This is a genomic window from Thermomonas fusca DSM 15424, assembly GCF_000423885.1.
Taxonomy (GTDB): domain Bacteria; phylum Pseudomonadota; class Gammaproteobacteria; order Xanthomonadales; family Xanthomonadaceae; genus Thermomonas; species Thermomonas fusca.
On record NZ_AUIV01000006.1, the window covers coordinates 65,166 to 86,955 of the forward strand.

At 69.0% G+C, this 21,790-nt stretch carries 14 protein-coding genes; 4 read left to right on the forward strand and 10 right to left on the reverse strand.

Annotated features, from left to right (window positions below; all coding sequences use genetic code 11):
* Positions 1 to 11: 11 nt before the first annotated feature.
* On the forward strand, positions 12 to 1,529 hold the full coding sequence (gene scpC, locus G582_RS0103145) for a succinyl-CoA:acetate CoA-transferase ScpC (RefSeq protein ID WP_028838593.1): 1,518 nt from the start codon (positions 12 to 14) through the stop codon (positions 1,527 to 1,529).
* A 7-nt stretch (positions 1,530 to 1,536) separates the two neighbouring features.
* Here the strand turns inward: scpC and G582_RS0103150 are convergent, their stop codons facing one another.
* The 5 genes from G582_RS0103150 to G582_RS0103170 all read right to left on the reverse strand — a co-directional run bounded on the left by G582_RS0103150 (position 1,537) and on the right by G582_RS0103170 (position 6,811).
* Positions 1,537 to 3,159 carry an acyl-CoA dehydrogenase family protein gene (locus G582_RS0103150; protein ID WP_028838594.1) on the reverse strand — a complete coding sequence of 541 codons (1,623 nt, stop codon included), beginning with the start codon at positions 3,157 to 3,159 and terminating at the stop codon, positions 1,537 to 1,539.
* A 34-nt stretch (positions 3,160 to 3,193) separates the two neighbouring features.
* Positions 3,194 to 4,408: a chromate efflux transporter gene (gene chrA, locus G582_RS15250; RefSeq protein WP_038052639.1), complete on the reverse strand. Its 1,215-nt coding sequence runs from the start codon at positions 4,406 to 4,408 to the stop codon at positions 3,194 to 3,196.
* Positions 4,409 to 4,478: 70 nt separating this feature from the next.
* Positions 4,479 to 5,030 carry a YdeI/OmpD-associated family protein gene (locus G582_RS0103160; protein WP_028838595.1) on the reverse strand — a complete coding sequence of 184 codons (552 nt, stop codon included), beginning with the start codon at positions 5,028 to 5,030 and terminating at the stop codon, positions 4,479 to 4,481.
* Positions 5,031 to 5,035: 5 nt separating this feature from the next.
* A complete protein-coding gene (locus G582_RS0103165; RefSeq protein WP_028838596.1) occupies positions 5,036 to 5,296 on the reverse strand; it encodes a DUF2789 domain-containing protein in 261 nt (86 codons plus the stop codon).
* Positions 5,297 to 5,383: 87 nt separating this feature from the next.
* Entirely contained in the window at positions 5,384 to 6,811 is a 1,428-nt protein-coding gene (locus G582_RS0103170) for an MATE family efflux transporter (RefSeq protein ID WP_051246571.1), read from the reverse strand.
* A 166-nt stretch (positions 6,812 to 6,977) separates the two neighbouring features.
* Here G582_RS0103170 and G582_RS0103175 point away from each other — a divergent pair, with 166 nt between their 5' ends.
* Positions 6,978 to 7,532 (forward strand): DUF2058 domain-containing protein, encoded by a 555-nt coding sequence (locus tag G582_RS0103175; protein WP_028838598.1) that lies wholly within the window; start codon positions 6,978 to 6,980, stop codon positions 7,530 to 7,532.
* Between the two features lie 22 nt (positions 7,533 to 7,554).
* Here the strand turns inward: G582_RS0103175 and cls are convergent, their stop codons facing one another.
* A complete protein-coding gene (gene cls / locus G582_RS0103180; protein ID WP_028838599.1) occupies positions 7,555 to 8,820 on the reverse strand; it encodes a cardiolipin synthase in 1,266 nt (421 codons plus the stop codon).
* 239 nt (positions 8,821 to 9,059) lie between these two features.
* On the reverse strand, positions 9,060 to 9,929 hold the full coding sequence (locus G582_RS0103185; protein WP_156880233.1) for a hypothetical protein: 870 nt from the start codon (positions 9,927 to 9,929) through the stop codon (positions 9,060 to 9,062).
* On the opposite strand from G582_RS0103185, the gene G582_RS15255 reads away from it, so the two are divergent.
* A complete protein-coding gene (locus G582_RS15255; RefSeq protein WP_083960919.1) occupies positions 9,912 to 10,844 on the forward strand; it encodes an OST-HTH/LOTUS domain-containing protein in 933 nt (310 codons plus the stop codon). The genes G582_RS0103185 and G582_RS15255 overlap by 18 nt on opposite strands.
* Before the next feature lie 18 nt (positions 10,845 to 10,862).
* Positions 10,863 to 12,845: a hypothetical protein gene (locus tag G582_RS17820; protein ID WP_156880235.1), complete on the forward strand. Its 1,983-nt coding sequence runs from the start codon at positions 10,863 to 10,865 to the stop codon at positions 12,843 to 12,845.
* A gap of 32 nt (positions 12,846 to 12,877) precedes the next feature.
* Here G582_RS17820 and recD read toward each other — a convergent pair whose 3' ends face one another.
* Genes recD through recC form a run of 3 tightly spaced genes read right to left on the reverse strand, consistent with a single transcriptional unit; the run spans position 12,878 to position 21,740 of the window.
* Complete coding sequence (gene recD / locus G582_RS15260) at positions 12,878 to 14,785, reverse strand: exodeoxyribonuclease V subunit alpha (RefSeq protein ID WP_038052682.1); 1,908 nt, start codon at positions 14,783 to 14,785, stop codon at positions 12,878 to 12,880.
* Entirely contained in the window at positions 14,782 to 18,375 is a 3,594-nt protein-coding gene (recB, locus tag G582_RS0103200) for an exodeoxyribonuclease V subunit beta (protein WP_028838601.1), read from the reverse strand. The genes recD and recB overlap by 4 nt, the downstream gene beginning before the upstream one ends.
* A complete protein-coding gene (gene recC, locus G582_RS15265; protein WP_038052642.1) occupies positions 18,372 to 21,740 on the reverse strand; it encodes an exodeoxyribonuclease V subunit gamma in 3,369 nt (1,122 codons plus the stop codon). Before recC ends, recB begins: the two co-directional genes overlap by 4 nt.
* Positions 21,741 to 21,790 lie beyond the last annotated feature (50 nt).

Here is a 21,790-nt window from a genome sequence, read left to right on the forward strand (position 1 = left end):
TGTGCAACGACATGCCCGAACAACGCATCCTCCACGCCGGCCTGCGCGAACGCGTGACCAGTGCCGCCCAGGCCGCGGCGCTGATCCGGCCCGGCGAAACCGTCGCGATGAGCGGCTTCACCGGCTCCGGCTACCCCAAGGCGGTGCCGCAGGCGCTGGCCAGCCACATCGAGGCGGCGCATGCGCGCGGCGAGGCGTTCCGCATCAACCTGCTCACCGGCGCGTCCACCGCGCCCGAGCTGGACGGCGCGCTGGCGCAGGTGGATGGGCTGGCGATGCGGATGCCGTTCCAGAGCGACCCCGGCGCGCGCAAGCGCATCAACGCCGGCGCACTGGACTACCTGGACATCCACCTCTCGCACGTGGCGCAGCACGTCTGGTTCGGCTTCTACAACCAGATCGACACCGCGGTGGTGGAAGTGGCGGCGATCCTGGAGGACGGCTCGCTGGTGCCCACCACGTCGGTGGGCAACAACAAGACCTGGCTGGACCTCGCGCAGCGGGTGATCATCGAGGTCAACCAGTGGCAGCCGGTCGAGCTGCTGGGCATGCACGACATCTACTACGGCACCGCGCTGCCGCCGCACCGCCGGCCGATCCCGATGACCCGCGGCGACGAGCGCATCGGCCAGACCACGCTGCGCTGCGACCCGGACAAGATCGCCGCGGTGGTGCTGACCGACGCGCCCGACCGTAACAGCCCGTTCAGCCCTATCGACGCCGACAGCCAGCGCATCGCCGGGCACCTGATCGAATTCCTCCAGCACGAAGTGGCGCGCGGCCGCCTGCCGGCCAACCTGCTGCCGCTGCAGTCGGGCGTGGGCAACATCCCCAACGCGGTGCTGGCTGGCCTTGGCGCCAGCGGCCTGCGCGACCTCGAGGCCTACACCGAGGTCATCCAGGACGGCATGCTGGACCTGCTGAAATCGGGCGTGCTGCGCTACGCCTCGTGCACCGGCTTCGCGCTCAGCCCTGCGGCGAACGAGGAATTCCGCCGCCACCTCGACTTCTACCGCAGCCGCATCGTGATGCGTACGCAGGAAATCTCCAACCATCCGGAGATGGTGCGGCGGCTGGGCTGCATCGGCATGAACGGGATGATCGAGGCCGACCTGTACGGCAACATCAATTCCACCCACGTGATGGGCAGCAGCATCATGAACGGGATCGGCGGTTCCGGCGATTTCGCCCGCAACGGCTTCCTGTCGATCTTTCTCAGCGCGTCCACCGCGAAGAACGGCTCGATTTCCTCGATCGTGCCGATGGTCAGCCACGTCGACCACACCGAGCACGACGTCGCGGTGATCGTCACCGAACAGGGTCTGGCCGACCTGCGCGGGCTCTCGCCCAAGCAGCGTGCGCGCGAAGTCATCCGCCACTGCGCGCACCCGGACTACCGCGACGCCCTGCAGGACTACTTCGACCGCGCGTGCCGCGACAGCTTCGGCAAGCACACCCCGCACCTGCTGCCGGAAGCGCTGTCCTGGCACCAGCGCTGGCTCGAGACCGGGACGATGCGCGCCGGCTGAGCCGGCGTCAGGGTCCGCAGCGGGCCAGCGCGGCGTCGATGTGCGCGGCCTCGCGCAGGGTGCCGAACGTGGCCGCGTGCGGCGCCGCCAGCCGGCTGGCGCACCAGGCCTGCGCCAGCGGATGTCCGGCGCGCAGGAGGATGGCGCCCTGCAACAGCAGCGCCAGTTGTTCGACAAGGCCGCGCGCGCCTGCTTCGCCGACGCCCGTGTCCAGCGCCGCGATCCCGGCCTGCAGGGCGCTGTCGAAATGCACGTCCAGCCCGGCCGCCGCCTGCCACTCGGCCCGCAGCGCCGCCGCAGTCGCCGGTTCGCGCGCCAGCGCGCGCAGCACGTCCAGGCACTGGATGTTGCCGCAGCCTTCCCAGATCGAGTTCAGCGGCGCCTGCCGGACCAGCCGCGGCAGCAGCGTCTCCTCGATGTAGCCGAGCCCGCCCAGGCATTCCTGCGCCTCGTTGGCGAAGACCGGCGCGCGCTTGCAGATCCAGTACTTGCCGATGGCGGTGGCGATCCGCGCCAACGCCGCTTCCTGCGCGTCGTGCGGCGCGCGGTCGACCGCGCCGGCAACGCGCAGGGCCAGGGCAGTGGCGGCTTCGGATTCCAGCGACAGGTCGGCCAGCACGTTGCGCATCAGCGGCTGGTCGAACAACCGCCTGCCGAACGTGCGGCGATGGCGCGCATGGTGCAGCGCCTGCCGCAGCGCCATCCGCATCAGCCCGGCCGAGCCCAGCATGCAGTCCAGCCGGGTCAGCATCACCATCTCCAGGATGGTGGCCACGCCGCGGCCTTCGTCGCCGACGCGAAACGCCCAGGCATCGTCGAACTCCACTTCGCTGGACGCGTTCGACCAGTCGCCCAGCTTGTCCTTCAGGCGCATCAGCCGCAGCGCGTTCTTCGTCCCGTCCGGGCACCAGCGCGGCAGCAGGAAACAGCTCAGCCCGCCGGGTGCCTGCGCCAGCACCAGGAAGGCGTCCGACATCGGCGCCGAGAAGAACCATTTGTGCCCGGCCAGCGCGTATTCGCCATCCGCGCCCAGCGCGGTGGCGCGGGTGGTGTTGGCGCGCACGTCGCTGCCGCCCTGCTTCTCGGTCATGCCCATGCCGAGGGTGACGCCGCGCTTGTGCGCCATGGGCACGTCGCGGCCGTCGTAGTCGAACGCGCAGGCCTTGTCCGCCCATTCGCGCAGCGCCGGCGCCTGCCGCAGCACCGGCACCGCGGCGTGGGTCATCGTCAGTGGACAGCTGCTGCCCGGCTCGGCCTGGTAGTGCAGGTAGCTCAGCGCCGCGCGCGCTACCTGCGCGCCCGGCTGCGTGTGCGCCCAGGACAGCCCGGCCACGCCGTGTGCGATTGCCGTGCCCATCACCTCGTGCCAAGCGGGGTTGAAGGCGACGCGGTCGACGCGGCGGCCGTAGGCATCGTGCGTCTGCAGGCGCGGACGGTCGCGGTGGGCGTCGTCGGCCAGCCGCAGCAGGGTGTCGCCGGCCAGCGCGCCGTAGCCGGCCAGCCGGGCGACGAAGCTGGCGCCGCTCTCGCGCAGCACCGCCTCGCGCAGGCCGGGATCGTCGCCCCACAGGTCGAACGGCCCGGGCGCGGGCGGCTGGTTGAGGACGTCGCTTGCGCCTGCGTGGGTCATCGCCTTGCTCCTGCCGGGTCGGCCCATTCTGCGCTCAAGCCAATGCGTCGATCCCGACAGCCGCGGCCACGCACCACAGCACCGCGGTCCATGCCGGCCAGCGCAGCCCGGCCAGCAGCGCGAAGCCGACCACGGCAATCGCCGCGTCCACCGGCGCGCGCACGCCGCCGCTCCAGACCGGGTCGATGAACGCCGCCGCCAGCAGGCCGACCACGGCGGCGTTGATGCCGGCCATCGCGCTGGCCGCGCGGCGGTGCCGCACCAGCCCGGCCCACAGCGGCAGCATCCCGGCCAGCAGCAGGAAGCCGGGCAGGAACATCGCCAGCAGCGCCACCAGCGCGCCCACTGCCGGCGGCAGGCCCAGCGGGATTTCCGCGCCGAGGAATGCCGCCAGCGAGAACATCGGCCCCGGCACCGCCTGCGCCGCGCCGTAGCCGGCCAGGAAGCTGTCCGCGGGCAGCCAGCCGGGCGCCACCAGCGACTGCTGCAGCAGCGGCAGCACCACGTGGCCACCGCCGAAGACCAGCGCACCGGCGCGATAGAACGCCGCCGCCACCCCGGCCAGCGAGGGCGTGGCGCTGGCCGGCAGCAGCAGCGCGGCCAGCAGCCCCAGCAGGAACAGCGTCAGGCAGACGGCCGCGATCCGCCGGCCGCCGCCGAACGGGAACAGCGCCGTCGTCGGCGCCGCAGCCTGCCGGCACCACCACGTTCCCAGCACTGCGCCCAGCGCGATCGCCGCCAGCTGCAGCCACGCATTGCCGCTGGCCAGCACCGGCGCTGCCGCGCCGGCTGCAACCAGCAGCCGCGGCAGGTCCGGCGCCAGTTGCCGCGCCATGCCCAGCAACCCATGCGCCACTACCGACACCGCCACCAGCTTCAACCCGTGCAGTGCCGCCGCGCCCGCGCCCAGCCGCGGTGCCAGCGCGGCGAACCCCAGCATCAGCAGCGCCGACGGCAGGGTGAACCCGGCGAATGCCGCCAGCGCGCCGCGCCAGCCGGCGCGCGCCAGACCGATGCCAAACCCCATCTGGCTGCTGGCCGGCCCGGGCAGGAACTGGCAGACCGCCAGCAGCTGGGCGAAGTGGGCATCGTCCAGCCAGCCGCGGCGACGCACGAAGGCCTCGCGCAGATAGCCGATGTGGGCGATGGGCCCGCCGAACGCGGTCAGCCCCAGCCGCAGGAAGGCGCCGAACACCTCGCCAGCGTTGCCGGGCGGATTCGATCGGGTTGGCGGGACGGCAGTAGGCATCAAGGCAGGGATGGCGCGGCGGTTCCGCGGCGGCCACGATACCCGCCGGATGTTGCGTTTGCCGCGACCCTCAGGCCTCAGCCGCCTGCGGCGCAGCCATGCCCTTGCCGTAGATGCCGGAACGGTCGAAGCAGCAGATCCGCCGCTTGCCCGCCGCCAGCATGTCGCAGGCATTGCCGATCCGGCGTTCGCGGGTTTCGGCCTGCTTGGAGGTGTCCAGCCACTGGATGAAATCGCGGCGCGCGGCCGGGGTCAGGGTTTTCCATTGCGCCAGCGCCTCCGGCGCGTCCGCCAGCGCGCCGCGCAGATCGACCGGCACCCGCGGCTCCGGCTCCTTCTCCGCGGGAGCCAGCGACAGCGCCACGCTGTCGCCAACCGCCACGCCGGCGGCTTCATGCAGTGCGCGCGGCAGCTTCAGCCAGTGGCCGCCTTCGCCATCCGGTTCCAGGATCGCGGTGAAGGTGTGGCCCTCCAGCGTGCCGTCCACCGCCACCATCCCGCGCGACGTCAGCCTGTCGCTGGCGGCCTGCGGCAGGCGCAGGAACCGCCAGCTCGCGTTCCTCGGGCTGGCCGGGCGCAGCAGCGTGGCCTTGCAGCGGATGGCGAAGCCGGGCGCGGCCATCGCGGTCAGTCTTGCGCCACGCGCGCGGCCACCGCATCGGCGTGCAGCGCCTCGTTCAGCTCGTCCACCACGATCGCCCAGTCGGCGTCCTCCCGCCATTCCTCGCGGATGAACTGGCGCTGGCCGTCGTTCCAGAACGGTGCCTCGGAGATCAGCAGGGTTTCCGGCAACTGGTGCTCGCGGATGAAGCGGGCGATGTCGTCCTTGCCCGCGGGCAGGCCCAGCTGCAGGAACAGGTTGGTCATGCAGGATTCGGTGGTGTCCATCGAGCGGCTCCTTGCGCTGCGGATGTGGGGCGAAGTGTGGCCGCAAGCATGTAAACGCCGGATCGACATGCGCCGGCGCAAACGCGGCTACACCTGCACCGTCTTCCAGCGCCCGCGGCTGAACAGCCACAGGGTGAACAGGCCCACCGCCGTTTCGGACACGAACACCGCCCAGAACACGCCCGAATGCCCCAGCTGCAGGCGCAGCGCCAGCAGCCAGGCCAGCGGGATCTGGATCAGCCAGAAGAACACCACGTTGATCCAAGTGGGCGTGGCGGTGTCGCCGGCGCCGTTGAAGGCCTGGACGCTGACCATCCACCAGCCGTACACGAACAGCGAGTACGACAGGATGCGCAGCCACTCGCCGCCGATGTCCACCACCTGTGCATCGCTGCTGAAGAACCCGACCAGCTCGCGCGGCAGCAGGAAGAACAGCAGCGCGATGCACAGCAGGTAGCCCATGTTGTAGCGGCCGATCTGCCATACCGACGCCTCGGCGCGCTCCGGCTGCCGCGCACCGAGGTTCTGTCCCACCAGCGTGGCGGCGGCGTTGGACATGCCCCAGGCCGGCATCATGGTGAACATCATCACCCGGATGGCAATCGTGGCGCCGGCCACCGCCTCGCTGCCGATGCTGGCGAGGATGCGCATCAGGAAGATCCACGAGGTCATCGATACGAGCATCTGGCCCACGCCGCCCAGCGAGGTGCGCACGATCTGCCAGACCACGCCGGCGCGCCAGGCCAGCTGCGCCGCCTGCAGGCGGATGTGCTTGCCGCCATGGAACAGGATCCACAGCTGCAGCAGCACGCCCGTGCCGCGTCCGATGGTGGTGGCGATGGCTGCGCCCTCCACGCCGAACGCAGGCACCGGGCCCCAGCCGAAGATCAGCAGCGGGTCCAGCAGGATGTTCAGGCCGTTGGCCACCCACAGCACGCGCATGGCGATGGCGGCGTCGCCGGCGCCGCGGAAGATCGCGTTGATCACGAACAGCAGCAGGATCACCACGTTGCCACCCAGCATCCACTGCATGTAGCCCACGCCGTGCTCCAGCGTCCACGCGTCCGCGCCCATCAGCGCCAGCAGTTCGCGCGCCCACACGGTGCCGGCGATGGCGAACGGCACCGACGCCAATACCGCGATCCACAGCGCCTGGGCCGCGGTGACCGAGGCCTCCTCCGACGCGCCCTCGCCCACCCGCCGCGCCACCAGCGCGGTGATGCCCATCGCCAGGCCCATCGCGATGGAATACAGCAGGAACAGGTAGCTCTCGGTCAGCCCCACCGTGGCCACCGCCGACGGTCCCAGCTTCGCCACGAAGAAGATGTCCACCACCGCGAAGGTGGATTCCAGCACCAGCTCCAGCACCATCGGCACCGCCAGCAGGAACACCGCACGGCGCAGCGGGATGCGCGTGTAGTCCGCGCTGGTGCCGCGGATGGCGTCGCGCAGGCCGGCCCACAGCGAGTCGGGTGGGGCGGCGGCGGGGCTGTCGGGCGTCGGCGTCGGCTGCATAGGGGGCTCCCGTGGTGTGGCGATCCTACCTGCGACGGATGACGGGGCGGCGAATCGACACGGGCTCGATCCGTGCCGTGTGGGTAGGGCGCTGCAGCCTCCGCACGGAATGGTGGTTGGCGGGCGCCGTATCATGGCCGGGCAACCCCCGGACAAGACATGCGCGATGGCCAAGGCGAATCCCCTGCAGGAACAGCTGCTCAAGGCAGGGCTGGTGAAGAAATCCAAGGTGGCCGCGGTGGCCCGCGAGCAGCACGTGGCCCGGCACGCCAAGGCGCAGGCCGCGCCCAGCGAGGCCACGCTGGAAGCCGAACGCGCGCGTGCCGAAAAGGCGGAGCGCGACCGCGCGCTGGAGCGCGAGCGCAAGGCACAGGCGCAGGCGGCCGAACTGCGCGCGCAGGCGCGGCAGATCATCCAGGACCGCAAGCTGGCCGCGGCCGGCGAGATCGAATACCGCTTCACCGTCGATGCTGCCATCCGCACCATCCTGGTCAACGAGGACCAGCGCAAGAAGCTGGCCACAGGCGCGCTGGTCATCGTCCGCGTGGGCGAGGGTTTCGCCCTGCTGCCGCGCGCCGCCGCCGACAAGGTGCGCGAACGCGACGCCGGCATGATCGTGCTGGACCACGGCCTGTCCGCGGACGCCGAGCCCGCCGCCGCCAGCTCCGAGGACGATGCCTACTACGCGCAGTTCCAGGTGCCGGACGACCTGGTCTGGTAGCGCCGGGCGCCGCTCGCGCCGATCAGAGCTGCGAGCGCAGCGGCCGGATGAACTTCTCCACCAGCTTTTCCTTCAGCGGCCGGCGCTCCCACATCTCGTGGCTGTAGCGGACGGTGTGCTTCAGGTCGTCCTCGAACACTTCGGTCATGCGCGCGGCGAAGCCGGCGTCGTAGACGTTGAGGCTGGCCTCGTCGTTGAGCCGGAAGCTGCGCACGTCGAAATTGGTGGAGCCCACCGACACCATCAACCCGTCCACGATCAGCAGCTTGTTGTGCATCATCGTGGGCTGGTATTCGTGGATCTCCACGCCGGCCTGCAGCAACTCGTCCCACTGCGCGCGCGAGGCCAGGCGGACGGTGTCGGAGTCGATGAACTTGCCGGGCACCACCACCCGCACGCGCACGCCGCGCTGCCGCGCGGCCAGCAGCGCCTTGATGATCAGCGGGTCGGGCACGAAATAGGCGGCCTGCAGGTCGATGGTTTGCTCCGACGCGGCAATCGCCATCAGGTACATCAGATGCATGGATTCGCTGCCGCCGGCGGGCGAAGCCACGAACACGTGCGCATCGGTGTCGCCCACCCGCTGCAGCGGCGGAAAATAGCCGTCGCCGTTCAGCACCACGCCGGTGGTCTTGATCCAGTTGTCGTTGAACGCCGCCTGCATCTGCGCCACCACCGGGCCTTCGATGCGGAAGTGCAGGTCGCGCCAATGCTTCGGGTCCTGCGCATGGCCGGACCACAGGTCGGCGATGCCGACGCCGCCGGTGAACCCCACCCGGCCATCCACCACCAGCAGCTTGCGGTGGGTGCGGTTGTTGAGCCGGGTGATGTTGTACCAGTGCAGCGGCCGGTACTGGTGCAGCTCCACCCCGGCGTCGCGCATCCGCTCCACCAGCGTGTTCTCCATCTTGATGCTGCCTGCCCAGTCCACCATCACCTTGACGGCCACGCCGTTGCGGGCGCGCTCCGACAGCGCGTCGGCGAACTGGCGGCCCACCTCGCCGGACCAGTAGATATAGGTCTCCAGGGTGATGGTGTGCTGCGCGGCGCGGATGGCCGCCAGCATGGCCGGGAAGATCTCGTCCCCGTTCTGCAGGTCCTGGATGCGGTTGCCCGGCACGATGCCCGGCCCCAGCATCACGCCCATCTCGCGGCGGAACTGCGGGTCGGCGACCGCATAGCGGTGCTCCAGCTTGCGTTCCAGCGCTTTCTCCGGGGTCTTGAAATTGGCGGCCAGGACGATCGCCAGCGCGGTCAGCAACACGGTGGTGATGACGGCCCAGATCATGGACTTGCGGCTCCAGCGTCGTGGCATTGGCTCGATTCGCTTTGCACGAATGCGGCGCACAGCATCGCGGGGCCCGGTTCAGGATCGTGTGAACGCCGCCCTGGCCAGCCCTCGGTCGCCGGCTACGCCGCGCGCCGGGCCTTGTGGATCGAGTTCAAAAAAACGCTTGAGCGGCGCACCTGTTTCCTGCGCGATGTCCGATTGGGTGAACCTGGCCCGTTGCTTCGCCGTTTGTGCGCTCAGGAGAATTCGCTGATCAACACCACCAGTGCGAACCATATGCATCCCGTGCGTGTCACGGGATGGATGCGCCCGATCTGTTTCCGGTCGTAAAGCCACAGCGACAGGAAGAAGCCGATCCAGCTGCCCCAGCGGAACACGAGGTAGGCGGCCTCGTCCACCTGACTGGTGTAGAGCGTGGAAAACAGCGGCTTGGCCCACGACACGACCAGCGGGTCGTACACGCGGTCCACCACCGGACCCAGCATGAAAAAGGTGCCGATGAAGATCAGCCGCTTGTGCCAGTCGGACCGTCCGCGCCGTCGCCATGCAAGCAGGATGCACAGCGCATAGCCCGGCAGCAGCAGGCGATTGGCCCGCACCTCGGGTTCCATGTTCGCCCAGCCCTTCCACAGCACGATGAATATGTAGAGCGTGCTGAGGGTGACGCCGATGGCAACGAGGAAAGCGGCAACGCCGAGCTTGCGGTGCAGCCGCAGGTTGCGCGTCCGCACCAGGTTCGCCTGCGTTGCCAGTAGCGCGTACCAGGCCAGCCCGAACACGCCGTGGACGATGAACTTCGGATCGCGGTTGCTGGGCTGGCCCACGTCCGTGAACAGGTTGTCCGAGAACGCGACAACGCTCAGCACGAGCAGCAACACGCTGACGATGGAAAAGTAGGTTCCCGACGGTGGCTGGGTCATTGCGCTCCCCGCGCGGGTGGAAGATCGAAGATGCCTCTCTCCCCCCCAAAGCACGGGGCTTTGGTGCCACACCGGCCAGCTGCTTTCAAAAGTCGGCTCCGGGTTTTCGACATCCCCCGTTCGTGCCGGCACCTTTTCCGCGAGCACGCTTCGCCGCACACTTTCCGGATGGACGACTCCGATCAAACCGAGATTGCTATACCGCAGCGCGAAGTCCAGCGCCTTCTTGGGCGCTGCCTTATCCGCGTCCAGCAATACGAGAAACTTCTGAAGGTCATGGTTGCCTGGCAGGAGCTGTCAGGAACTCTGCAGACGCTTCCCGGTGCGAGTGATGCTCGGCTGGCAGAGACAAGCGACAAGACGCTGGGGGCGCTGGTCGGCCGGCTCATGGGCACGTGCATTGTCCCGGCCGGGAACGAGCCTCCGGACTACATTCCAGACCAGCCCGAAGCCTCAATCCATATTCATTTAAGCACGCATTTCGCGATCCAACCCGACGCCCACGAAGCTCTCAAAGTGGAACTGCGCGAGTTGGTAACGTTGCGAAACACGCTGGTACACCACTTCATCGAACAACACGACATCGGGACCGTTGACGGCTGTCTGCATGCGCAGGAGGGCCTGAGAAGCGCGTACAACGAAATCGACCGTCACTTCAATCAACTGATGACGTTCGCCGGGCGCATGGATGAGGCCAAGCGAGAATTGGCCCGACTGGTGCAGACGCCCGAGTTCCGCGAGATGGTCGTGAATGGGATTGAACCCAATGGACAAGTCCATTGGCCGATCGCCGGAGTCGTGACTGCGCTGCGGGAGGCCTATCGCGAACTGGCTGTGGATGGCTGGGTGAACCTGGAAGCTGCCGCTCGCTGGGTGTCGGAGCATCAGCCGGACCAAACGCCGCAGAAATACGGATGTTCCCGATGGCGTCATGTCATCCACGAATCGAAGCAGTTCGAACTGCGTCGCTTCACCCACAACGGAGTGTTTGGCGTCTGGTTCCGCGAACACCCGAAAGAATCGACGAAGGCGGTTGGGGCTGACCCCGTTTCCACTGTTAGGCAAGAGCGAAAAGGCCACTCTGACCCTCTGTTTCCCTAGCCTTCGAAAGGATTACGAATGAGTGTTGTAGAGGAAATACAAAACCAGCAGCTCGCTGGCCCGAACGCACGAGCATTCGATCCAAAAGCCTGGCTCGAGCGTGGCGCAAAGAGTGGATGTAGCGATGAAGATCTACTGATTATCGCAATTGGAATGTTGTTCTCCTCTGGACTGGATGAGCTTCGCAAGCGCCTCTCCTTCATTAGCAGGAAAGCAGTTCCATCGGGCCTAAAGCAGCTTTCATTCATTTCACTTTGCAACCGCGAATGCCTTCTGGCTGAGGTTATCGCAGGCGAGAGCGTTGACCAGATCAACGTCGACAAAGTCGTATCCATCGACAAGCTTGCATTGCAACAGATGGAGATCGCCGGAGGGAGATATTTGCCAAGTGAGATCTGCGAGACGGCAGTAGACATATCCACGGCGCTGCTTCGAATGTGTCCTGCCGCTACCGCCGAGACATTGGCGAGCCTCTCAGATCAACCTTGGGACGAAATCGCTCGTGATTTTCGGGTCGCCAATGCTTACGTATGCATCGAAGATCTTTGGATGAGCGTGGTTTGGAATGGCGTGCGACTGATGAAGCATTCGCCCTTTGTCTTCGCGCCCAAGAATGAGGAAGCCGAAAGAATTAGAGTTGTTTCTGAGCATCGTTACCTATTGACAATCGTCCAGCGCTTTAACATTCGATTCCTGAACATGAAGCGCGCATTTGATAGCGGCGAATTGGCCCCGACCCCAATCAACCAGCTCGTGGCCAGAATTGAGAACGACGGCGAAGTTGCAATTTCTGCAGCGCTTGCTGGAAACGACTTTGCCGCATATTCCGCGACTGTCAAATCTCTCGTGCCAAACTACTATCGAAAGATGGCGATGGATGGCGCACCCGAAGATTGCGACCTCAGCCTAATGCTTGTAGTCGATGCGTACTTGCTATTGATGGGTCTAGCGCAATCCATCGCGCAACCAGCTATCCAAGAGCTCAAGCGTGAACGAAAAGAGGACGATTACCAAGCTAGTTGGGCGAAGCTCGCCCCGAGCATTCCAGCCCCCGCTCTGATTGAGGCGATTGAAGGGGGATTGAATATACCGAAGCTACTTGCTGAAAAGTTGATTAAGTTTTTGACTTTTCGAGGCATGGGGAAGAAAGCCGACAACGCTCCGCTAGACGAACTCTGGTCTTCTCCCTTTGTCCAGACGAGCGAAGAAACGTTCGCGCTTTGTGTCCATCCTCTATTGCATCCAAATTTCCAATGGTTGATTGATGTCTGGCTCAAGCGACTCGGCTTTCCTTTGGATTTTCGCGGAAATGAGTTCGAACAATTCGCGCGTAGTTCCATTGCACTACGCGTGGTGAACTCTTCTCTGAAGAGCTCTAGCCAGATATGCACCTCGTCTTTTGAGTTCACGCCAACTGGTGGGCGCGAAGAAGAAATTGACTTGCTTATGGTGCTAGGCGACAAGGTTGTCGTGGGTGAAATCAAATGCTTCTTGCAACCCGTTTCGCCAGTTGATCGAAAGAACCACCGCACAAAGGTCTTCGATGCTGCCAAACAGGTCGCAAGGAAGGCAGAGGCAATCCGGACTGCCAAGAGCGATTTCAGAGCCCGCGCATCGCACTACGACATTTCGATTCCAGAAGAATTTGAAGTGCTGCCAGTGGTAGTTCTGAACCATGCGCTTGGTGCTGGTGACGTCATTGAGAACGTTCCGATTGTGGACCTGCGGATCGTAGAGATGTTCTTCGAGGGATCAATGGAGTGGATGGTTCAAGTCTCGCCAAATGGCGATGTAGCTTCCGGCCAGAAGGAACCCTTCTACCAGTCAAGCGCTGATGCGATTCAAACGATAGGTGAATACCTCAAAGATCCACCGCAAATCCGGCACTTAAAAAATTCGATCAAGCCCCGTATCACGGCTCTAATCTTTCCGGGCGCTAAGGACGATACGGCTTACAGGCTACAGTTGCAGATTGACCCCGATTCACTTCCTACGTGCTAGGAATTGACCAAGAAGGAAGGCGGGTCGTTCCTTCACCCCAACCTCCACCCCAACCCCGACACGCGTCCCGCATGCCGCACCAACGCATCGCGGAGGATGGGTTCGCTCCCCGCCACATGCAGCACGGAACGCGCGCGGGTCAGGCCGGTGTAGAGCAGTTCGCGGCTGAGGACGCGGGCATCGGCGCGCGGCAGCTGCAGCCAGACTTCGTCGAATTCGCTGCCCTGGGCCTTGTGCACGGTCATGGCGAAGGCGGATTCGTGCGCGGGTAGTGCGGCGGGGTGGAAGGCGCGGACGCCTTCGTTGCCGCCGGGGAACCAGGCCAGCAGCGCGCCGCTGGTGTCGAACAGGCAGACGCCCACGTCGCCGTTGAACAGGCCGTGGCGGTAGCTGTTCTCGGTGATGAGCAGCAGGCGGCCGGGGAACCACGCGGGTGGGCTGCCGATGCGGCGGCCGGAGAGCTGGGCTTCGATGCGGGCATTGAGACCGCGTGCGCCCTGCGGGCCGTCGCGCAGGGCGGTGAGCAGGCGCAGGTGGTTGGCGCCGGCCAGCGCGGCGGCGGGATCGGCGGCGCTGGCCAGGCCGCGGAAATGCGCCAGCAGGTCGAAGCCGCGCGCGGCCAGCGGGTCGTCGGTGCTGTCGTGGAAATGGACGTTGGCGAGGCTCCCGCCACGCAGCAGTGCGAGCGTGTCGTCGGCATCGCCGCGGCGCACGGCATCGGCCAGCGGCGCGAGCGTCAGGCTGTCGCTCTGGCGCCAGCCGCGGGTGAGGTGGATGCGGTGGCCGTGCAGGGCGGATGGCGCCGATGTTGAGGAAGGGAACAGCGGCAGCGTTGCCTGCGGTTCTGCAGCTTCTACCGCGGGCGGGATGTTGTCGGCCGCCGAGGCCACGGCGGCCGCACCGAGCAGTGGCGCCAGCGCGGCGGCATCGTCCGCGCCCAGCGCATCGCCGGCGCCCGCGGCGCGCAGGATGCCGGCCAGCACGTCGCCGGCTTCCACCGAGGGCAGCTGGTCCGGGTCGCCCAACAGGATCAGCTGGGTAGGTGCCTGCTGCGCGCCATCCGCCACCGCCTCGGCGAGTTTGCACATCAGCGGCAGGTCCACCATCGAGGCCTCGTCCACCACCACGATGTCGAACGGCAGCGGGTTGTCCGCGTGATGGCGGAAGCGCGGCGCATCGGGGATCACGCCGAGCAGGCGGTGCAGGGTGCTGGCCTCGCCCGGCAGCGCGGCCAGGGCGTCATCGATGCCGTAGGTTTCCATCTGCCGCACGGCGCGGCGCAGGCTTTCGGCCATGCGGTCGGCGGCGCGGCCGGTGGGCGCGGCCAGGGCGATGCGCGGCGGCGGGTGGCCGGCCTGCAGCGCCTGCGCGATGCGCAGCGCCAGCAGGCGGGCAATGGTGGTGGTCTTGCCGGTGCCGGGGCCGCCGGTGACCAGCAGCAGGTTGCGGCGCAGCGCCAGCGCGGCGGCGCGGGCCTGGGCGTCGCCGCTGGCGGCGTCGGGGAACAGCTGCGCGAACAGCGGCGCCAAGGGTGCGATGCCTGTCTCCGGCATCGCCGCGCCGGCAATCGCACGCAGGCGCAGCGCCAGCCGGCGCTCGTATTCGCGGTAGCGGCGCAGGTAGAGCAGGCCGTGTTCGAACACCAGCGGCGCGGCGGCGGCCTGCGCATCGGCCGCCTCGGGCGTGGCCACGAACGGCGACGCCGCCAAGGCTTGCGCCCAAGCGTCTGCATCCGGCCACGCCAGGTCGGAATTCACCAGCAGGCGCGGCTGCGCGGGGTCGAAGCCGGCATGGCCCTGCGCCACCGCCAGCGAGGCGAGTGCCGCGGCGGCCAGCACGCTGTCCGGGGTGTCCGCATCGAGCCGGCGCAGGGTGTTGGCCAGCGCATCGTCCAGCGGGCGTAGCGCACCGATGCGGTTGAGTTCGCGCAGCAGGCTCATGCGGCCACTCCATCGGCGTGGCCGAACAGCGCATCCAGCGCATGCACGAGTTCTGGCGTGAAGCGCTGCGCGTGGATGCCGGGGGACGCGGCGGTGCCGGCATCGAGGCCGCGACAGAACAGGTAGCGGATGCCGCCGAAGTCGCGCGCGTAGTCGTAGCTTGCGCCCAGCCGGAAACGCAGCCAGCGGTGCAGGGCCAGCGTGTAGATCAGCGCCTGCAGGTCGTATTCGCTGTGCGCCATCGCGCGCTGCAACGCCGCGTCGTCGTAGCCCGGCAGACGGTTGGATTTGTAGTCCAGCACGTACCACTTTCCGCCGTGCTGGTAGGTCAGGTCGATCAGGCCGGTCATCAGGCCTTCCAGCCGCTGCCGCGCGCCGAAGCGGTCGCGCTCGCGGACGATACCGTGCGCGTGCAGCAGCGCCAGCAGCGCTTCCACCTGCACGGGTTGCAGGGCGAACTGGAACTCGATCTCGGGGCGCCGTTCGCTGGCCGGCACGTCGCACAGGCGGGTGCCTTCAGGCAGCGCCACGGTGAGCGTGTGGCCGATGAGCTGGGTGGTCAGCGCGATGCCGTCGTCCAGCGCGTCCTCGCCGTAGCCTTCGCCGCGCAGCGCCGTAGCGATGACGTGGGCTTCGTCCGCCGGCGCCGGCTCGCCCGGATGCCAGTCGCCCCAAGTGGCGAAGTCGGTGTGTTCCAGCGCCGCGTGCAGGGCCACGCCGTAACGGTTGCCGGCGAAGCGCGGGTCGAACGCTTCGACAGGTGCGGGGTCGTCCGCGTTCTCCGGTTCGTCGTGGCCGCCGGGCGCCGGCAGGGTGGCGATGCTCGCGGTGTCACCGCCGGCCTCGGCGCGGGCCAGCTGGCTGAAGCTGTACACCCACCAGTCGTTGTGCAGCGCGCGCGTTGCCTCGCGCGCGGGCGGCACCGCGGCATCGGACGCCGGCGGCAGGCGCGGCAGATCGGTGGGCAGCGGCGCGGCATCGAACACGATGCCGGCCTGCTGCAGCGCATCCGCATCGCCCAGCAGCTTTGCCAGCGCGGTCCTGTCGGCGGCGAAGAAATCGCCACTGGCGATCCACAGCGCGTGCTCGGCGCGGGTCAGGCCGACGTAGAGCAGGCGTGCGTCCTCGGCGCGCTGCTCGGCCTTCCATGCGGTGCTGGCGGTGTCCCAATTGGCTTCGGGCAGCGCCTCGAACTTCCAGTGCAGGCGGCGCGCGCCTTCCAGATGCACGCTGCAATGGCGGTTCGGCGATTTTTCGTTGCTGCCGATGCCGACGAACGGCAGAAACACCAGCGGGTATTCCAATCCCTTGCTCTTGTGCAGGGTGACGATCTGCACGCGGCGCGCGTCGGATTCCAGCCGCAGCAGCTGTGCTTCGTCATTCGCATCGGCGCCGGCGATGGCGCGGCCCAGCCAGTCCACCAGCCCGTGCAGGCCCAACGCCTGCCGCTGCGCTTCCTGCAGCAGTTCGGCCAGCTGCAGGTAGTTGCTGATCCGGCGTTCGCCGTCGACCAGCGCCAGCAGGCGCTCGCCGTGCGCCGCGCACAGGTCGCCCACCAGCGCCAGCGGGCCGCCGCCGCGCAGGCGCTCGCGCCAGCGCTGGGCCTCCAGCTGCCAGCGGCGGTGGGCGTCGCCGTCGCGTTCCAGCGCGTCGATGGCAAGTGCGTCCAGCCCCAGTAGCACCGTCCCCAGCGCCGCGCGCAGGCGGCCATCGTCGGCGCCGTGCAGCAGCGCCAGCAGCAGCGCGTGCAGCTCGCGCGCCTCGCCGGTGGCGAACAGGCTCTGCTTGCCGGCCGCGACCGCGGGAATGCCCAGCTGGGCCAGCGCCTGCTGGATCATCAACGCCTCCCGGTGCGAACGCACCAGCACGGCGATGTCGCCGGGCTGCACCGGCCTGCCCTCGATCAGCGCGCGCCCGGCGCGGGCGTCGGTGAGCACGCCGTGGATGGCGGCGGTGCAGGCGCGGGTGGCGAGCGCGCGCGCTTCGCCGGCGTTCCAGCGGGTCTTCGGCTTGCCCTTGGCGTCGAGCCCGCTGGGCGGTGCTGCCTGCCAGAACGTCAGCGCGGCTGCGGGTTCGCCATTGCGCAGGAAGTCCGCGTCGGCGCGCTTGCCGCCGGCTTCGACTTCGAAGAAGCGGATGCGCGGATCGACGAATGCATCTTCGCCCGCCTGCTGGTACAGCGCGGCAATCGCGGTGAGCAGCGCTGGCCGCGAGCGGAAGTTGTGCGCCAGCGCGGGCGCATGGTCGGCAACGGCGGCGGCCTCCAGATAGGTATGCACGTCGCCGCCGCGGAAGCCGTAGATCGCCTGCTTGGGATCGCCGATCAGGAACAGCGCGGGCTCGCTGCTGCCGCTGCCGAACACGCGCTCGAAGATCCGCCACTGGCGCGTGTCGGTGTCCTGGAACTCGTCCACCAGCGCCACCGCGTACTGCGTGCGCAGGCGTGCGGCGAGTGCGTCGCCGTGCGTGCCTTCCAGCGCTTCGGCCACGCCGTCGATCAGGTCGTCGTAGCCCTGCACGCGGCGCTCGCGCTTGCGCGTGGCCATGCGGGCGCGGGCGTCCTCGCGCAGGCGGTGCAGCAGGGCGGCGCGGCGCAGCGCGCGGTAGTTTTCGCGACCCTGCACAGCGTCAAGATAGGGCGGGATCAGGCCGCACAGTGGCGAGGTCGGTGTCTTGCCTTTGTGGGCTGCTTTGGTGCCTTTTTCCAGTGCGTCGGCGGCCAGCTTTTCCAGCTTGGGGTGTGGCGTATCACCGGACGCGGGATTGGCCGCGAACCCGCACAGCCAGCTGCGCAAATCGATGAGCCATTCGAGCCGGTAGCTGTTGCGGTTCATCACGTCGGCGTCGATGGCGGCCGCCAAGACATCGAACAGTGCATCGCCCTGCGCGTGGAACGCGTCGGCCAAGTCTTGACCCGCCGCCTGCACGCGCGGCAGCGGATCCGCCGGCAGCGGCGCATCCGGCGGCAGCAGCACCTGCCCGCCCAGCAGCGCCGGCAGATCCTTCGCCAGCTCCTCGTAGCCGCCCTTCCACAGTGCGGCCAGATCGTCCGCGCCCTCGGGTGTCTGCGCGTGCTGGCGCCACAGGTCGGCGGCGATCTCCTTGCGCAGCTCGGCGTCGCTGGCCAGCAGCTCCGGCGCATCGAAACCCTGGCCGGCTTCCAGCGCGTGCTCGCGCAGCACCCGCGCGCAGAAGCCGTGGATGGTGAAGATCGCGGCCAGGTCGATTTCCACCGCGGCCTGGCGCAGGCGCCGGCGCAGCGCGGCGTCGCTTTCGCCACTGGCGGCGCGATGGCGCTGCAGCAGTGCGCGGGTGAGTGCGGCTTCCGCGCTTTCGTCTTCGGCCGGCGCCGCGTCCACCAGTGCCAGCGCCAGCTGCAGGCGCTCGCGGATGCGCTTGCGCAGCTCCTGCGTGGCCGCTTCGGTGAAGGTGACGGCAAGCACCTGGCCGATGCGCAGGCCGCGCTCCACCACCAGCCGGGTCACCAGCGTGGCCAGCGTGTAGGTCTTGCCGGTGCCGGCGCTGGCCTCGACCAGATGCACGCCGTCCAGCGGCACGTCCAGGTACGGATCGGGCGCGGGCTGGTTCATGCCGCGTCCTCCGCGTCGTCGTCCGGCAGCGCCATGTCGTCGATGTCGATGGGCGCGGGCTGGCCGGTGGTGACCGCGCCGAACACGATCCCGGTCACCCGCGCGAAGTCGCGCAGCGCCTCCGCACTGTCGAACGGATCGCGCCCGCGCAGCGCCAGCCGCAGCGCTTCGGCGCTGCGTTCGGCCCAACCGCCGTTGCCGCTGCCGCGCCATTTCTTTGCGGCGTTGCCGATGCCGGCGTTGACGGTCTTCGCGGAGAACAGCTCCCAGCCGCTGTAGGGCGCGAACGGCAGCGGCTGCCGCAGGCCCTCGCGGCGCAGCGCCAGCAGCGCGCGCAGCGCAGCGATGGCGGCGTCGGGCGGCAGCGCATCGCGGGTATGCGGGCCGATGCCGGTATCGGCTTCGTGGAATTCCACGAACGGCAGCTCGACGCCGGCCGCGCATGCCAGCAGCCAGTCCAGCCCATTGCGCAGCACCGACGGACCGTTCGGTGCGCCGAAGCGCAGCCGGGCGATGCCCTGCGGCCAGGCGTCGGCGATGCGGCCATGCAGGCGCAGGCCGTCGATCTCCAACTCCAGCGGCAGCGTGCCTGCCGCCGCTGCGCCGCGCCACTGCGCGTACGGCGCCACGTAGGGCGTGACCTCGCCGGCGATCTCCGCCAGCGCGCGCCGGCCCGGCGGTCCGGAGGGCAGCAGCCCGCGCGCGCGCAGCGGCGCCTGCATCGCGTCGAGATCGTCGCCGGCCAGCAGGCGGGCGAATACCGCGCGCTGCAGCAGGCTGCGGGCCAGCCCGCGGCCGGGCGCCTGCAGCGGCTCGATGTCCTCGCCGCCGTCTTCGGCTTCCGGCAAGCGCAGCTGCAGGCGCTGGCGCAGGAACTGTTCGGCCGGCGCCAGCAGGAAGCGCCGCAGTGCGTCCAGCGACAGTTCGGTTTCAGCGGGCATTGGCGCCAACGTGGCTTCAGCCTGCATCCACGGCGCCAGCGCAGTGCGCGCGCCGGACAGGCGACCGGCGGCGGGATGCCAGTGGCGGCGATAGCTGAAACGGCGTGGGTCCCGCGCGTCGCCGTCATCGGCAGCGCCGAACGCGGCCGGCGAGAACGGCTGCAGCGGATGCCGCAGCACCAGCTGCTTCGCGGCTGCAGCGGCATCGACGTGCTGCGCCGCGGCGGCAGCCAGCAACTCGGTCACCAGCACCGACGGCTCGCGCGCGCTGCCGTCGCGCGCATCCGCGCCCAGCCAGCTGAGATAGAACACGTCCTGCGCGGAGGCGAACAGCTGCAGGAACAGGAAGCGGTCGTCCTCGCGGGTCGAGCGGTCGCCGTGGCGGCGCCGCGCGTTGCCGGCTTCGGCGGTGAGGCGGTTGAGCCCGGCGGCGGGGTCGCGGCGCGGGAAATCGCCATCGTTCATGCCCAGCAGGCAGATCACCCGGAACGGCAGCAGCCGCATCGGCACCATCCGCGCGAAGCTGACCCCGCCGGTGAGCAGCGGCGCGCGGGTATCGGCCTCGCCCAGCACGGCGGCGAAATGCGCGCGCACCGGCTCGGCCGGCACCGGCGCGTCGAAGCCGGCCTGTCCGGCCTGCGTGGCGAAGGCGTCGATGAGCTTGCGCAGCCGCTCCAGCGCGCGCTGGGCGCCGCTGTCCGCCGGCGGCTTGGGCAGCAGTGCATCCAGCAGCTTCAGCAGGCGTTCGCGCCACTGCGCCGGCGGCATCGGCTCGTCCAGCGCGCGCGCATGCCGCGCCAGCACGCGCAGCAGCCGCAGCAGCCGGTCCAGCGCCTCCAGAGAGCTGCCTTCCAGTTCGCTCCACGGCGCGACCCCGGCGATGTCGTCGTCGGCACCACTGGCATGGCCCAGCAGCAAACGGTCGAGCGCGAACTGCCAGGTGTAGGCATCGTCGGCCGGCGCGCCCTGGCGCGCGCGGTGGCCGGCATCGATGCCCCAGCGCGCGCCGGCCTCGCCCAGCCAGCCGCGCAGGCGTTCGAAATCATCGGCGTCCAGGCCGTTGGCCTCGGCCAGCACGGGCGTGGCCAGCAGGTCGAGGATTTCCTCCAGCCCGAAGCGCGACACCGGCAGCGCCAGCAGGCGCAGGAACAGGTCGGCCAGCGGCTCGTCGGCCAGCGGACTGGCGTCGGCCAGCGCATACGGGATGGCCTGTCCAACCGTCTGGTCGCGCGGGCCGTGGCCGCCGAACACCGCATCGAGGTAAGGCACGTACGGATCGATGTCCGGCGCCAGCACCGCGATGTCGCGCGGCTGCAGCGGCGGGTCGAAGCGATCGTCCTCCAGCAGGCCGCGCAGGCGGTCATGCAGCACCTGCAGTTCGCGCAGGCGGGTGTGGCTGGCGTGGCACTGCAGGCTGGGATCGTCGAGGTCCACCTGTGGGCGCAGCGGCGCGCCCGGCGTGGCGCGGCGGTGGAACAGATCCGCTTGCAGGCGCTGCAGCAGGCCGGCATTGGCGCTTTCGGCCGGGTCTGCATAGGCGGCGATCTCGCCGCTGGGATGCACCACCTCGTAGCTGCCCAGCAGCGCCATGAAGTCGCGCCCGGCCGCGCCCCAGTCGCGCAGCAGCGGGTTGTCGGCGGCATCGCCGGCGAACGGATCTTCGCCCGCGCGCAGGCGTGCGCCCAGCGTCTGCAGGTCGCCCCAGTAGGCGCGGCTGGGCGTGGGCAGGTAGAAGTGCAGGGCGCCGACGCGCGCCTGGGTGGCCAGCACCCGCAGCACGTCGGGCGATATGTTGAGGGTGGCGAAGGCGAACAGCCGCGGCGGCAGGCTGGCGGGTTTGGCGTCGCCGTCGGCGAAACGGGCGAGGTAGTCCTGGATGCGCCGCGCGCGGTGGCCGCGGCCGCCGGCCACCGCGCGCCACAGGATCGCCTGCGGGTCGTCGCGGTCGGCGCCGTCGTCCCAGCGCAGCAGCCAGTCGCGGCGCCAGGCCTGGTATTTCTCGAACACCGCGGCCAGCTCGCCGGCCAGCGCCCACGGCTTCAGCGGATCGGCATCGCCCAGCCAGCCCGCGATCTGCGCCAAGGCCGGCTTCGCCAGCAGCGCCGGATCGGTCAGCGCGGCGTACAGCCGCCAGTGCAGGCCGGCGGGGTCGAGGTCGTCGCCGGCCTTGCCGAGGTTGGCGTCCAGCGCGCGGGTGACGAATTCGCCGGGAGTGAGGAATTCGAGGTTGGCGGCGACCCCGTGCCGCTGCGCCAGGGTGGCCTGCAGCCAGCGCCGCATCGCCACCTGCGGGATCAGCACGGTGTCGGGCGCCAGCAGCGGCTGGCCGGCGGCGGGCGCGCGCAGCTCGTCGGCCAGCAGCGCGGCCAGCACGTCCAGCGCGTTGGAGTGGTAGAGGCGGAAGTCTGAAGCGGTGCCGGACATGCAGCCATGATGCCGGAGCCCCATCTCATGCAGTGAGCCGAAGCCGCCGG